This window comes from Rhizobium sp. BK619 (assembly GCF_014195245.1).
GTDB classification, from domain to species: domain Bacteria; phylum Pseudomonadota; class Alphaproteobacteria; order Rhizobiales; family Rhizobiaceae; genus Rhizobium; species Rhizobium acidisoli.
Genome location: NZ_JACIBH010000007.1, coordinates 58,130 through 71,191, shown reverse-complemented (window position 1 = coordinate 71,191; position 13,062 = coordinate 58,130). Strand labels below are relative to the sequence as shown.

Annotated in this window: 14 protein-coding genes; 9 read left to right on the top strand and 5 right to left on the bottom strand. The window is 61.4% G+C overall.

From position 1 onward, the window contains the following. Positions 1 to 3 precede the first annotated feature (3 nt). From FHX14_RS14630 to FHX14_RS14610, 5 genes are all read right to left on the bottom strand, one after another. Complete coding sequence (locus FHX14_RS14630; RefSeq protein WP_012558846.1) at positions 4 to 591, bottom strand: 5-formyltetrahydrofolate cyclo-ligase; 588 nt, start codon at positions 589 to 591, stop codon at positions 4 to 6. 118 nt (positions 592 to 709) lie between these two features. Further along, a complete protein-coding gene (locus tag FHX14_RS14625) occupies positions 710 to 1,417 on the bottom strand; it encodes a hypothetical protein (RefSeq protein WP_184377619.1) in 708 nt (235 codons plus the stop codon). Positions 1,418 to 1,471: 54 nt separating this feature from the next. After that, the gene (locus FHX14_RS14620) at positions 1,472 to 2,389 is read right to left on the bottom strand and encodes an NAD(P)-dependent oxidoreductase (protein ID WP_184377618.1); all 918 of its coding nucleotides are present in this window, start codon (positions 2,387 to 2,389) and stop codon (positions 1,472 to 1,474) included. Further along, positions 2,386 to 3,210 carry a glycosyltransferase gene (locus tag FHX14_RS14615; protein ID WP_184377617.1) on the bottom strand — a complete coding sequence of 275 codons (825 nt, stop codon included), beginning with the start codon at positions 3,208 to 3,210 and terminating at the stop codon, positions 2,386 to 2,388. Before FHX14_RS14615 ends, FHX14_RS14620 begins: the two co-directional genes overlap by 4 nt. A 184-nt stretch (positions 3,211 to 3,394) precedes the next feature. Further along, the gene (locus FHX14_RS14610; RefSeq protein WP_003590338.1) at positions 3,395 to 4,615 is read right to left on the bottom strand and encodes an NAD-dependent epimerase/dehydratase family protein; all 1,221 of its coding nucleotides are present in this window, start codon (positions 4,613 to 4,615) and stop codon (positions 3,395 to 3,397) included. A gap of 163 nt (positions 4,616 to 4,778) precedes the next feature. On the opposite strand from FHX14_RS14610, the gene ybgC reads away from it, so the two are divergent. The 9 genes from ybgC to tilS all read left to right on the top strand — a co-directional run bounded on the left by ybgC (position 4,779) and on the right by tilS (position 13,003). Next, positions 4,779 to 5,234 carry a tol-pal system-associated acyl-CoA thioesterase gene (ybgC, locus tag FHX14_RS14605; RefSeq protein WP_184377616.1) on the top strand — a complete coding sequence of 152 codons (456 nt, stop codon included), beginning with the start codon at positions 4,779 to 4,781 and terminating at the stop codon, positions 5,232 to 5,234. Between the two features lie 375 nt (positions 5,235 to 5,609). Next, a complete protein-coding gene (tolQ, locus tag FHX14_RS14600) occupies positions 5,610 to 6,329 on the top strand; it encodes a protein TolQ (protein WP_003582115.1) in 720 nt (239 codons plus the stop codon). A gap of 18 nt (positions 6,330 to 6,347) precedes the next feature. Beyond that, positions 6,348 to 6,803 carry a protein TolR gene (gene tolR, locus FHX14_RS14595; protein WP_003590341.1) on the top strand — a complete coding sequence of 152 codons (456 nt, stop codon included), beginning with the start codon at positions 6,348 to 6,350 and terminating at the stop codon, positions 6,801 to 6,803. Between the two features lie 8 nt (positions 6,804 to 6,811). Further along, a complete protein-coding gene (locus FHX14_RS14590) occupies positions 6,812 to 7,951 on the top strand; it encodes a hypothetical protein (protein ID WP_003590343.1) in 1,140 nt (379 codons plus the stop codon). Beyond that, complete coding sequence (locus FHX14_RS14585; RefSeq protein WP_003590344.1) at positions 7,952 to 8,365, top strand: hypothetical protein; 414 nt, start codon at positions 7,952 to 7,954, stop codon at positions 8,363 to 8,365. 20 nt (positions 8,366 to 8,385) lie between these two features. Next, positions 8,386 to 9,693, top strand: coding sequence for a Tol-Pal system beta propeller repeat protein TolB (tolB, locus tag FHX14_RS14580; RefSeq protein WP_003590346.1), 1,308 nt, complete (start codon positions 8,386 to 8,388; stop codon positions 9,691 to 9,693). A 152-nt stretch (positions 9,694 to 9,845) separates the two neighbouring features. Continuing rightward, positions 9,846 to 10,382 (top strand): peptidoglycan-associated lipoprotein Pal, encoded by a 537-nt coding sequence (pal, locus tag FHX14_RS14575; protein ID WP_003590347.1) that lies wholly within the window; start codon positions 9,846 to 9,848, stop codon positions 10,380 to 10,382. 159 nt (positions 10,383 to 10,541) lie between these two features. Further along, a complete protein-coding gene (gene ybgF / locus FHX14_RS14570; RefSeq protein ID WP_003590350.1) occupies positions 10,542 to 11,531 on the top strand; it encodes a tol-pal system protein YbgF in 990 nt (329 codons plus the stop codon). A gap of 11 nt (positions 11,532 to 11,542) precedes the next feature. Then, on the top strand, positions 11,543 to 13,003 hold the full coding sequence (gene tilS / locus FHX14_RS14565; RefSeq protein WP_184377615.1) for a tRNA lysidine(34) synthetase TilS: 1,461 nt from the start codon (positions 11,543 to 11,545) through the stop codon (positions 13,001 to 13,003). Positions 13,004 to 13,062: the final 59 nt, after the last annotated feature.

The window sequence follows — 13,062 nt, the reverse complement described above, 5'->3', positions numbered from 1 at the left end:
TCCCTATCCAATCCAAGAGGCAAAAAAGCGAAGGCCGCTTTCTGTCAGGATGGCATCCAGGCTTATGTCATGCGGCTCGTCGGGCACATGTGCCACTTCCTGGCAGTCGAATGCAATGCCGATCAGCTTCGGATGCAGGCCTTTTTGCCTCAGCCGGCTGATGGCGCGGTCGTAATGGCCGGCGCCGTAGCCGATGCGGTGGCCGCGAGCATCGAAGGCTGAAAGCGGCACCAGCATGATTTCCGGATCGAGAATGGCGGCATCCGCCGCAGGGCCGACCGTGCCGAAACCGGTATCGACAAGCGGCGCACCCTCCGCCAGCTCACGAAAGACGATGGTCTGCCGGTCGAGGATCGCCGGCACGCAGAGCCGCGCACCGCGCACGGCAAAGCGCGCCATCAGCGGCCTGAGATCGGCTTCCGAACGGATCGGCAGGAAGCCGGAGACAATTGTGCCTAGCGCAAAGCCAACCGCCTCGCCGGCATGATCGGCCATCGCAAGGCTTTTGGAGGCGCGGTTCTCAGGAGACATGGCGTCGCGTGCCGACAGTCGTTCGTTGCGCAGCTGCGCTTTCAGGTCTTTCACGGTCATTCGATCCGCCTGATAAGGAAAAGTTCGAGCGAGCATAGACGGCTGGGTGTCCGATGCAAATATCGGATGCGACAACGCTGCGGCCGTTTCACGCCCTGTCGCGGGATGCGGCCGAAGGTCAGATGACGATGCTTGTCGGTATTGTCGTGGTGGCGATGGAGAAGGCTGCCGTATCAGGAATGGCGTTTGCCCCGGCCTCCCCGTACTGCTGCCGCAGATCGTGCATCGCCTTTTCGAGCAATTGCTTGAGTTCGCGCACGACCGCCTTGAATTCCTCCATGGTTTCTCGATCATCGGCCGAGATACCCGAGAATTGTGGGGCGTCCTCGGCCACGCTCTGATAGGCCTTGCGGGCGTTGGCGGCGGCGTCCGGCTCTTGCGAGCCGGTCTCTTCGTCCGCGGTTTTTCCTGAGGCATCCGCCGGCGTAGCCTCGATCCCACTCGTCGCGGCGGCCGTCGTATCCGTGGTTGCATCCACCGAAGCGACTGCTGCCGGGCTGCCGGTCGCGACTGATGATGCGAATTCGGAGGCGGCGGTGCCGAGCTTGCGCGCCAGTTCGGCGGCCAGACGGGCGACCACCTCGGGCGGCATGTTGGAGCTGCGCAGCATCTCCAATTGTTGCTTTGCCTCTTCGAGCTTGCGTTCTGCCTTCGTCTTGGCTTCGTCCCCGGAATTCGCCAGAGTCTGCCGCATCTGCTGCAGCGTCTGGGTGCTGCGCTGCAGCTTCAGCACACCCTGATCGGTCTCAATTCCGGCAGCAGAGATGACCGTTGCTGAAGACGTGCCGCGCAAGATGTTGGAGGCAGAGGTGGTTGCGACCTGCATGGACAATCCCCGACAGTCCGGGTCCCCGATTGCAATTCGCCGCATCCTGCAACGTCAGACTTGCGTGGACCTGTGTTCCGGGGCCGCCGGCAGCGCCGCGGCGAGCCGCTGCATGGTTTCCTTGAACAGCGGAGCTCCGCCCGGCATCCAGCCCAGCGCGCGGATTTTCGCCGTGCTCATGGGATTGAGCGCTGCCCTGTCCGCGGGGGGCGGCAGCACGTGCCGACAGCCGGTCTCGCGCCGGATGGCTGAAAGGATGTCGCGCGTGTCGACTGATATGTCCGAGACGTTGAAGACCTCGCCGGAAATGCGGGTGCTTTCCGTCTCCAGCATCAGCCGTACCGCACGCCCGAGGTCGCGGCCGTGAACTTCCGTTCCTGCGCGCGAAACCACCGGCCGGCCGGCGAGGTAATCGGCGATAAGCCCGTCCCATTTGTTCGGCGAGAGGTCGCCGTAGATGCCGGTCGCCCTCAGGCTTACGCCGGCAAAACCCGGGGCGGAGAGGTGGGCAAGCGCGCGTTCGGCATCCAGCTTGACTTGGCCGTAAAGCGTTTCCGCCTTGGCCAGCATCGTTTCCGCGAGCTCGGTTCCCTCGGGATGTTCGCCATAGGCGGCGCGGCTGGAGAGGAAGATGCAGCGGCGCGTGCCGGCGCGTTTGGCGGCGTCGAAAAGCCGGACGGTGCCGTCGAGGTTCAACCTATGGAAGGTCTTTGGATCGTCGCCTTCGCCGCCGCGATATTTGCCCGGAATATGGTTGAAGGCGGCGTGGACGAAGAAATAGGCGTCGTCGAAAATGTCGATCTGATCCTTATCGGGATCGAGCGAAAGCGTTGCGAACTCGACCGGGCGGGAGAAAAGGCGGGGTGGCGGCGCACGGCGCCCGCCGACGATCACCTGATAACCGGCACTCAGAAGTTCCTCGACGACATAGCGGCCGACGAGACCCATTCCGCCGGATACCAATACCTTCATGCTACCCCTTCCGGATTGGCCAGCCCCGCAATCTCGGGCACATCGCTGTTGTCGTGGAAACGGTGCCACAAATCGATCAAAGGTTGTAGCCGTGCCGCCTTCGGATGATCCTTTTCCCACGGTTTTTCATACTGGTAGTGCAGGATCGAAACGCTCTTCCAGTCCCAAAGCTCCGGCATGGTGAACCATACATATTGCAGCATGTTGAAATAAACCGGCAGGCCGTGCCAATCCGGGAAGAACGTCTCAAGAAAGGTCTGGTCGGTGCGCCGCCAGAAGGTCTCCGGCCTGTCGAGCCTTTCGAGCATGTGCCGGAATGTATCCTGCGAGGGTATAGCGACGAAGACGCCGGAATTCATGCGGCGGAAGTCGGCAAGGCTTTCATAGACATTGGGGGCGGCTGAGAATTCCGGATAGAGGAAAAGCCGGTCGGCGTTTTTCAGCACGAGGGCATCGGCGTCGATGAAGACGCAGCGCTCGTATTCGACGAGTTGCCAGAGCCGGAGCTTGCAGAAATTGTCGAGCGGCGAATGAAAATCCGGCTTGCGGCCCTTGGTGAAGGGGGCAGCCGAATGGAGTTGGCCGCGGGCGTGGCGCTCGTTGAAGGCGGCAGACAGCGGCAGGTGCTCGACCTCGATCAGGCGGCAGCCGAGCGCTTCGAGCGGCGCGAGGGTGGCTGCATCGACGCCGCCTGTATGGAGGATGACGATGTCGGCGCTGGTTCCGGTCCGCCTCAGGGAGTGGACGAGGGCGGTCGCACCCATGGCGTAGTCGGCATTGGTGACGAGGGTGACGTAGGCAAAGCTTGAGGTAGGAGTCATCGGCGCCAGCCGCTTCCTCGGCCGCCCTCATTCCTGTGCTTGTCACAGGAATCCAGCCACGGCGCGTCCGCGCCGTGAATGACTCTCCTGCGCCCAAAGACTTGGGCGCGCTGGATTCCTGTGACAAGCACAGGAATGAGGGAGAGATTGTTGGACTGGCGGCGCTTCAGTAGCAAACCATCCATCATGATACCGACTTCAGCCGCTTGCCTTCCGGATCGTGATTGATCGTCGCGGCGATATCCTTTGTCCAGGCGGAGACGGCCGGCACGCGCGAGCGGTCGACGCGATAGGCGAATTTCTTCGCCACGTCGACGATCTCGCCGAGAAGGCCTGCTTCCAGCGTGATCGGCTCGAGGCCGAGAATGCGGAATTTCTCGTTCTGAACGATCAGCTCGTTCTCGGCGGCTTCCTTGCGCGGGTTGGGCAGCCAGGCGATGTCGGCGCCGCTTATCCCCGCGATCATCTGGGCAAGGTCGCGCACCCGGTGGGTTTCCGTCATCTGGTTGAAGATTTCGACGCGGGCGCCGCGGGCGGGTGGGTTTTTGAGCGCCAGTTCGATGCAGCGCACCGAATCCTGGATATGGATGAAGGCGCGGGTCTGGCCGCCGGTGCCGTGCACCGTCAGCGGATAACCGATCGCCGCCTGGATTAGGAAGCGGTTCAGCACCGTGCCGTAATCGCCGTCGTAATCGAAACGGTTGATCAGCTGCGCATGGCGGCGCGTCTGCTCGGTATGCGTGCCCCAGACGATGCCCTGGTGCAGGTCGGTGATCCTCAATCCGTCGTTCTTGGCGTAGAACTGGAAGAGGAGCTGATCCAGGCACTTGGTCATGTGGTAGATCGAGCCGGGATTGGAGGGATAGAGGATCTCCTGACTGACCGTCTCGCCGGCCGCGGTTTCGATGCCGACCGGCAGGTAGCCTTCGGGGATCGCCGCACCCACAGTCGAATAGCCGTAGACGCCCATGGTGCCGAGGTGGATGAGATGGGCGTCGAGATTGAGCTCGGTCAGCGCATTCAGCAGGTTGTGCGTGGCGCTGACATTGTTGTTAACCGTGTAATTCTTGTGGCGGTCGCTTTTCATCGAATAGGGTGCGGCGCGCTGCTCGGCGAAATGGATGACGGCATCCGGGCGGTGTTCGGAAAGCCATTTCTTCAGCAGTTCGTAATCCTTGGCGAGATCGATCAGATTGAAGTGGATGCGGCGTCCGGTTTCGGCATGCCAGATGCGGGTGCGCTCCTGGATCGAATCCATCGGTGTCAGCGACTGAACGCCAAGTTCCGTGTCGATCCAGCGGCGTGAGAGATTGTCGAGGATATGAACATCATGCCCGGCATCGGAGAGGTGCAGCGACGTTGGCCAACCAATGAAACCGTCTCCGCCCATAACCGCAATCTTCATCACATCGTCTCCTGATCTGTCGCTCGATATCGGGAATAGTTAGGAATTATGACAATCATTCAATGCCTACCGGCTGGGCATTCAATGCCTGCCTGCCGGTCATTCAATGCTTGCCTGTGGGCAAGCGTTGCGCCAAAGAGGGCACCGCAGTTTGGAGAAAATTATGACGGAGCGCCCTTTTTCCATTTCGGGAGAGCTGACCGAGGCCGGTCACCGCCTCGTGCAACGGGTCTATTATGAAGATACGGACTTCTCCGGTCTGGTCTACCACGCCCGCTATCTGCATTTCCTCGAGCGCGGCCGCACCGATTATCTGCGTTGCCTCGGCGTCGAGCAGCGCGAGCTCGTCTGCGCCGACGAGGAGGGCCTCGTCTTCGTCGTCCACCGCATGGAGATCGACTTCAAGAGCCCGGCGCGCATGGACGACGTGCTGACGATCCTGACCCATACGGAAAAAGCCGGCGGCGCCAAGATGGTGCTCAATCAGCAGATCCGCTCGGGCGAGACACTGCTGATAGCGGCCAAGGTGATTATCGCCGTCATCAACGCCAAGGGGCGGCCGCGGCGGCTGCCGGAAACGCTGGCGGCGAAATTCCTGGAAGGCAGCACGCCGCTATAGGCGCGAATCGCCCGGAATTCAGGCTTGTCAAAACTTGAGCTTTATGTGAAGGAATTCCCGCGCCGCAGGATGAGCGCTCTTTCGGCAGCCGGATCTTGCTCCGGTCAAGTAAACCATGGAACGAAATCTTCCAAACGCAGGCTTACTGTCACAGTCAGGCACTAACGATCTATTAACCATAATAGTGTCTTACTGGGAAAGTCGGAGTTTGTGCGGTGCACGCCTTCCTTTGACCAAATTTGACGGCAAGAAGGCGGAAGATGAGCTTGGAAGTTTGACCAGGGCTTTGGGCGGCGGCCGCCGGACACTTCTTGCGAGATCACTTTGTGCCGCCCGGTCCAGCACCGGGCGTTTGGATTCGGGGATTTTGGATCAATGGAACAAGTAGGATTGGCAGCAGCAACGACGGACGTCAGCCTCTGGTCGCTTTTCATGCAGGCCGGTATCGTCGTCAAGCTCGTCATGCTCGGGCTTATCGCCGCCTCGGTGTGGACCTGGGCGATCGTCATCGACAAATACCTGGCCTATGGCCGCGCACGGCGCCAGTTCGACAAGTTCGAGCAGGTGTTCTGGTCGGGCCAGTCGCTGGAAGAACTCTATCGCTCGCTGTCGGAACGCAATAATACCGGGCTGGCGGCGATCTTCGTGGCCGCCATGCGCGAATGGAAGAAATCCTTCGAACGCGGCGCCCGGTCGCCGATCGGGCTGCAGATGCGTATCGACCGGGCGATGGACGTGACGCTGTCACGCGAATCGGAATTTCTCGGTGCCCGCCTCGGATCGCTGGCAACGATCGGTTCGGCCGGTCCGTTCATCGGCCTCTTCGGCACGGTCGTCGGCATCATGACCTCGTTCCAGGCGATTGCCGGTTCGAAGTCGACCAATCTTGCGGTCGTGGCGCCCGGCATCGCCGAAGCGCTGCTTGCCACCGCCATCGGCCTCGTTGCCGCTATTCCGGCGGTTATCGCCTACAACAAGTTCTCTGCCGATGCCGGCAAGCTCTCGGGCCGCATGGAAGGTTTCGCGGATGAATTCTCCGCCATACTTTCGCGCCAGATCGACGAGAAGCTGCAGCCGCGCGCTGCAGCTCAGTAACCAGCGGAGTATACTGACATGGGTATGGCTGTTGGAGGCAATGGCGGCGGGGGCGGCGGACGCCGCCGTCGCGGCGGTCGGAACAGGGCCGTGATTTCTGAAATCAACGTGACGCCGCTCGTAGACGTCATGCTCGTGCTTTTGATCATCTTCATGGTCGCGGCACCGATGATGACCGTCGGCGTGCCTATCGACCTGCCGGAAACGCAGGCCAAGGCGCTGAATTCCGAGACGCAGCCGATCACCATCTCCGTCAAGAACAACGGCGAAGTGTTCCTGCAGGAAACGCCGATCCCGGCCGCCGAGATCGCCGCCAAGCTCGAGGCGATCGCCACCACAGGCTATAACGAACGGATCTTCGTGCGCGGCGACGCGACAGCGCCTTACGGCGTCATCGCCGACGTCATGGCCCGTATTCAGGGCGCAGGCTTCAAGAATATCGGCCTCGTGACGCAGCAGAAGAAGGACCAATAGCGTTCAAGATGAAGACCAGCGTCGTCACATCTGCTGTTCTGCACTGCCTGGTGCTCACCTGGGCGATGGTGTCGCTCAGCGCCCCTGAATCCTTCAAGGTGGAGGATTTCGAGGCGATGCCGGTCGATCTCGTGCCTGTGGAATCCATCACCCAGATGCAGCAGGGCGACAAGAAGGCTCCGAAGAAGGAGACGTCCGCGCCGGTGCCGACAACACGGCCGCCGATCGCACAGCCGGCCGAGAATGCCGGCGACAACAATGTCGACCTGAAGACGCCGCCGGTGCCGAACGCCAAGCCGAGCAACAGCGAAGCTGCCGCGGCGAATTCCAGCGAAAAGCCGCTGCCGAAGACCGATCCCAAGCCGAACGACGTCAAGGACATCGTCAAGGAGGAGACGGAAGTCGAGCAGCCGAAGGAGGTCGCTTCCATTCCGCCGCCGAAGCCCGTCGAAGTGACGCCGCCGAAGCCGGAGGAAAAACCGCCGGAAGAACAGGCCAAGCCCGAGGAGCCGCCGAAGCCTGATGCCGAGGCACTGCCGGACAATGTGCCGACCCCAGTCGCCAAACCACAGGTAAAGCCGCCGGAACCGCAGAAGCCGGCCGAAAAGCCGCCGGAAAAGACCCCGGACCAACCGAAGACCGCCGACACGCCGACCGACAAGAAGAAGGCCGACAAGAAGCAGGAAGTGGCGAAGGCTGCGTCTTCGATGAAGAGCGACTTCAACGCGGACGAGGTCGCGGCGCTGCTGAACAAGACCGATCCTTCCGCCGGCGGCGCCAAACGCTCGACGCAGGAGGCATCGCTGGGTGCGAAGAAGGCGACGAACGGTGCTTCGAAGCTTTCGCTTAGTGAAATGGATGCGCTGAAGAGCGCGATCGCCGGCAACTGGTCGTACGTCCCCGGTATGGAAGGCATGTCGGAGGTGCGCATCAAGGTTCACATGAAACTTGATCAGGGCGGCAATATTATTGGCGAGCCGGAGGTCGAGGCAACCGGCGGCGATAATGAATCCACCCGTCGTGCTCTCGCTGGCGGCGCCTATCGCGCCATCATGAAGTCGGCTCCATTTTCGAGCCTTCCAAAAGACAAGTACGACGCCTGGAACGAAGTTGTCGTCAACTTTGATCCGAGCGATCTGGGAATCTAGATGCTAACGGACCTGTCTCACCGCAACAAACCATTTGCAGCGTCCCTCGCGCATGGCGTGATTTTGGGCTGCGCTGGCGCGGCCGCGGCACAGTCAACCGGTAGCGCAACCTCGCGCAGCCCGGCAGCAGAAATGCGCCGGGCCGTCACGACCTATTTCAATGTTCCTCCGGATTTTCTGGAGGGTGGCAAGGTTTTCATCACCGTGCACGTCAAGCTCGACAAGAGCGGCGCGATCGTTGGTTCGCCTGGGGTGGCTGCCAACGGTGGCTATATTGCCCAGCGGGAAGGTTTGTCCGCTGCAGCTCTCGCCGCGGTGGTGCGTGCGTCGCCATTCCCAATGCTTCCGAAAGAAAATTACGAATCCCGGAAAGAAGTAGTCTTGCACTTCGAGTCCGGCGATCCGACTCCATAGATGCTGAAAGGCTGTTTGGTATGACAAAGTGTTCCTTCCTCCGCGCCATCGTGGTCGCTGCCGGCCTGATGACCGCTGCCGCCTTCGCGACGCCGGCCAATGCCCTTGTTGAGATCAACATCAACAAGGGCAATATTCAGCCGATGCCGATTGCTGTGACAGACTTCCAGGGCGACATGGGCGCGCAGGTCTCGCAAGTCATCGCCGCCGACTTGCAGCGCTCCGGCCTGTTTGCCCCGATCAACAAGACGGCCTTTATCGAAAAGATTTCCAATCCGGATGCCGCGCCGCGCTTCGAGGACTGGAAAGTCATCAATGCACAGGCGCTAGTTACCGGCCGGGTTACCAAGGAAGCGGATGGCCGTCTTCGCGCCGAATTCCGCCTCTGGGACTCGTTCGCCGGACAGCAGATGACCGGTCAGCAGTTCTATACGCAGCCGGAGAACTGGCGCCGAGTGGCTCACATCATCGCCGATGCGATCTACAAGCAGATCACCGGCGAAGAGGGTTATTTCGACACCCGTGTCGTCTTCGTCTCCGAATCCGGCACCAAGCAGCAGCGTAAGCGCCAGCTGGCGATCATGGATCAGGATGGCTTCAACGTGCGTATGCTGACGGATGGCAGCGACCTCGTGCTGACGCCGCGCTTCTCGCCGAGCCGGCAGGAAGTCACCTACATGTCCTTTGCCAACCAGCAGCCGCGGGTCTATCTGCTGCAGCTCGAAACCGGGCAGCGTGAGGTGGTCGGCAATTTTCCCGGCATGACCTTCTCGCCGCGCTTTTCGCCGGATGGCCAGAAGGTGATCATGAGCCTGCAGCAGGACGCCAATTCCAACATCTATACGATGGACCTGCGCTCGCGCACGACGACGCGTCTGACCTCGACGGCTGCGATCGACACCTCGCCCTCCTATTCGCCTGACGGCGCGCGTGTCAGCTTCGAAAGCGACCGCGGCGGAAAACCGCAGATCTATGTGATGAATGCCGATGGTTCCGGCCAGACCCGTATTTCCTTCGGTGACGGCTCCTATTCGACGCCGGTCTGGTCGCCGCGCGGCGATCTCATCGCCTTCACCAAGCAGGCCGGCGGCAAGTTCTCGATCGGCGTGATGAAACCGGATGGTTCCGGCGAGCGCATTCTGACGACCGGCTTCCACAATGAGGGCCCGACCTGGGCGCCGAACGGCCGCGTGCTGATGTTCTTCCGCCAGGCGGCAGGCTCAGGCGGGCCGCAGCTTTATTCGATCGATCTGACCGGCTACAACGAGCAGCTTGTGAAGACGCCGAGCTACGGCTCCGACCCAGCCTGGTCGCCGCTTATGGAGTAGGCGATGCGCTGCTGCCTTCATCTCGTCCCAAAGTCATGGAATCGAGCGACCAAGGGACAAATCAGTAATTCGTTAACCATAATTTTTGAGGGGCGGTTAACCGAGTGCGGTTACTGTCCGGAAACCCTGATGAACCCGCAAGGAGACCGGCCATGAGCCGAATTCATACCCCGGCAATGAGCCGCATGCAGAATTTTGCCCGCAACCCCGTCATGATCGCGCTGGTGGCCGGTCTGGCGCTCGCAAGCTGCGCAAAGAAGCCGCCGAACAGCGCCGGTGATCTCGGCCTCGGCGCCGGCGGCGCTGGTGGCTCCGCAACGCCGGGCTCGGCCCAAGACTTCACGGTCAATGTCGGCGACCGTATCTTCTTCGACACCGACTCCTCGTCGATCCGTGCCGATGCCTCGCAGACGCTCGACCGTCAGGCTCAGTGGCTCGGCCGCTACCCGAACTACCAGATCACCGTCGAAGGCCATGCCGACGAACGCGGTACGCGCGAATATAACCTCGCGCTAGGTGCCCGCCGCGCGGCTGCAGCCAAAGATTATCTCGCTTCGCGCGGCGTCCCGGCGCAGCGCCTGAAGACGATTTCCTACGGTAAGGAACGTCCGGTTGCCGTCTGTGACGATATTTCCTGCTGGTCGCAGAACCGCCGCGCAGTCACGGTTCTCGGCGGCGCCGGCATGTAATCTGCCGATTTAGTTCGCTTTCGCAAGGCGGTCCTCTCGGGGGCCGCCTTTCTTTTTGACCACACTTTGGCCAGACTCCGTTGCTTTTTGACAGCAATTGGAAAAATCTCCTGTTCGTGCCATCGAGGTGCGAAGAATCACTGGGACAGGACGATACATATGAAGAAACTTGTCGTGGCAGGCATGCTGTGCCTCGCGGCTGTGACCGGGAGCGAACGGGCGGCCTATTCCGCCTCGTTCTTTGGGCTGCATCTCGGCGGCCGGTCCACGGAAAACCAAGCGGCGCCGCCTGTTGTCAAGGTGCAGAGCGGCGATGCCGAGGTTCGCGTGCAACAGCTCGAAGAGCAGCTTCGGCAGCTGAATGGCCGGATCGAGGAGATGAGCTTCCAGCTGCTGCAGATGCAGGAGACGATCCGCAAGCAGCAGGAAGACAATGAATTCCGCTTCCAACAGTTGGAAAAGACCGGTGCCAGCGGCGGCGGTGCCAAAGCTCCTGTCAAGAAGAGCGAGACCGATACCGCTCCGGCAGCGTCCGGCGGCGATGACGTTGCCAGGGTGATCCAAGCACCGCAGGGAGCCGAAACGGCTCCCTCCACCAACGTGCCCAGCAATACTGGCCTCGGGCAGCCGCCGAAGGAGCTCGGCTCGATCGATTTCGATCAGAACGGCAATCCGGTCGGCGGAACCGTCGATGCAAATGCGGGAGTGGGCTCCGGCCCTATCCCCAATGCCAATCCCGGCGCGCCGCAGCAGACTGCCTCGCTTGGCGGTGAGGCGGACCAGTACAAGTCGGCCTATGGTCACGTCTTATCAGGCGATTACAGCACGGCCGAACAAGAGTTCACCCAGTACATCACCCGCTACCCGAGCAGCGCGCGGGCGGCGGACGCCAATTTCTGGCTTGGCGAAGCGCTCTATTCGCAGGGCAAGTACAATGAGGCGGCCAAGACCTTCCTCAATGCGCACCAGAAATACGGCACATCGGAAAAGGCGCCCGAGATGCTGTTGAAGCTCGGCATGTCGCTGGCCGCCCTCGACAATACCGAGACGGCCTGCGCGACGTTGCGCGAAGTCTCGAAGCGGTACCCGAAGGCTTCGCGTGCCGTCATAAGCAAGGTTGCGAGCGAACAGAAGCGCCTCGCCTGCTAAGGTCTTCCGGCATGTCTCCGGAAGCCCGATCGCCGCGAGAGGCGATCCTCCAGTTTCTCACCTCGCTTCAAAGCCCCGCGCGCATTCTCGTCGCGATATCAGGCGGCAGCGATTCCACCGGCCTGCTTCTCCTTCTCGATGAAGCCGTGAAGGCCGCGCCGCATCTCAAAATTTCCCTATGCGCTGCGACCGTCGATCATGCGTTGCGCGCCGGTTCCGCAGACGAGGCGCGAGAAGTCGCAGCCCTCTGCGCGTCGCTCGGCATTGCCCATACCATCATGACCTGGCAGGGCGACAAGCCGAAAACCGGCATCATGGCCGCGGCCCGCGAGGCGCGTTACGGCTTGCTCGCCGAAGCGGCGGAAGCTCTTGGCGCCGATCTCATCGTCACCGCCCATACGCTCGACGATCAGCGTGAAACGCTTGCCATGCGCGGAATGCGAACGGAGGAGGTTTCGACCGGTATTGCCGATGCGGTGCTTTTCGACCAGCGTTTCTGGATTTTGCGCCCGCTTCTCTTTTCCAGCCGGGCCGATATTCGCGCTTTCCTGAGCGAGCAGGGTGCTGCGTGGATCGACGATCCGAGCAACGAAGATGTGAAATACGAGCGCGTGCGAATCCGGCGGGAGCTTTCGGCCGATGCGGGCGCCGAGAGGAATATCCGCACCGTCTGGGAAGAGCGACTGGCTGTTTCGGCCAAGGGAGCGGAATGGCTGGATCGTCATTTCAAGCTTCACGGCGGTGTGCTCGGGCAGGTGACGCCCAACGGGTTACGGCAGGATCGCGCCGTTCTCGACTATGTGCTCGGTCGTCTCACGGCCGTTTTCGGTGGGCAACCGTTTGCGCCGGGGAGGGCGCAGATTGAGCGCCTTCTCTCATTTGCCGCCGGCGGGGAGCCGGGGCGGATGACGGTCGGCCGGGTGGTCTTCGATCTCAGACGGGACGGGCTTTACCTCACGCGTGAAAGCCGGGGGATCTTGCCGCTGGTCTTGCAGCCCGGGGAGGCGGGCGTGTGGGATGGGAGGTTTGTGGCGGTCAATAGGTCGGCGATTGATGTGAGGATAGAAGCGCAATCCGGCCGTTCCTCCCTCATTCCTGTGCTCGTCACAGGAATCCAGCCACCGCGCGTCGGCGCGGTGATTAACTCTACAACACACGACGAGTCTTCCGCGCCCAAGGACTTGGGCGCACTAGATTCCTGTGACGAGCACAGGAATGAGGGAGGAGGGGGCAGAGGCCTTCCCAAGTCAGCATGGAGACGCGCCATGGCCTCGGCACCGGTTTTATCGGCCGGAGGAGCGCCCTTATCTCAGGAATACATCCGCATCATCCACCTCACGCCCTATTTCGCACCCTTCGACCGCTTTTTGACACGATTTGATTTCATCTTTGCCAACAGGCTTTCGGCGGTTTTCGCGACGGCGCCCTATGCGAGGCCGCCTTTAAGAAGTATTGACGGAAAAACCATCTGACCTGGGGTGTCGCCTTGGCAATCGCACGGCGCAACCCTATGTTAGAAACGAATAAGACG

Coding starts and splice junctions, on each gene's coding strand:
- FHX14_RS14630 (WP_012558846.1), bottom strand. CDS start 591: ATGACCGTGAAAGACCTGAAAGCGCAGCTGCGCAACGAACGACTGTCG.
- FHX14_RS14625 (WP_184377619.1), bottom strand. CDS start 1,417: ATGCAGGTCGCAACCACCTCTGCCTCCAACATCTTGCGCGGCACGTCT.
- FHX14_RS14620 (WP_184377618.1), bottom strand. CDS start 2,389: ATGAAGGTATTGGTATCCGGCGGAATGGGTCTCGTCGGCCGCTATGTC.
- FHX14_RS14615 (WP_184377617.1), bottom strand. CDS start 3,210: ATGACTCCTACCTCAAGCTTTGCCTACGTCACCCTCGTCACCAATGCC.
- FHX14_RS14610 (WP_003590338.1), bottom strand. CDS start 4,615: ATGAAGATTGCGGTTATGGGCGGAGACGGTTTCATTGGTTGGCCAACG.
- ybgC (WP_184377616.1), top strand. CDS start 4,779: ATGACGGAGCGCCCTTTTTCCATTTCGGGAGAGCTGACCGAGGCCGGT.
- tolQ (WP_003582115.1), top strand. CDS start 5,610: ATGGAACAAGTAGGATTGGCAGCAGCAACGACGGACGTCAGCCTCTGG.
- tolR (WP_003590341.1), top strand. CDS start 6,348: ATGGGTATGGCTGTTGGAGGCAATGGCGGCGGGGGCGGCGGACGCCGC.
- FHX14_RS14590 (WP_003590343.1), top strand. CDS start 6,812: ATGAAGACCAGCGTCGTCACATCTGCTGTTCTGCACTGCCTGGTGCTC.
- FHX14_RS14585 (WP_003590344.1), top strand. CDS start 7,952: ATGCTAACGGACCTGTCTCACCGCAACAAACCATTTGCAGCGTCCCTC.
- tolB (WP_003590346.1), top strand. CDS start 8,386: ATGACAAAGTGTTCCTTCCTCCGCGCCATCGTGGTCGCTGCCGGCCTG.
- pal (WP_003590347.1), top strand. CDS start 9,846: ATGAGCCGAATTCATACCCCGGCAATGAGCCGCATGCAGAATTTTGCC.
- ybgF (WP_003590350.1), top strand. CDS start 10,542: ATGAAGAAACTTGTCGTGGCAGGCATGCTGTGCCTCGCGGCTGTGACC.
- tilS (WP_184377615.1), top strand. CDS start 11,543: ATGTCTCCGGAAGCCCGATCGCCGCGAGAGGCGATCCTCCAGTTTCTC.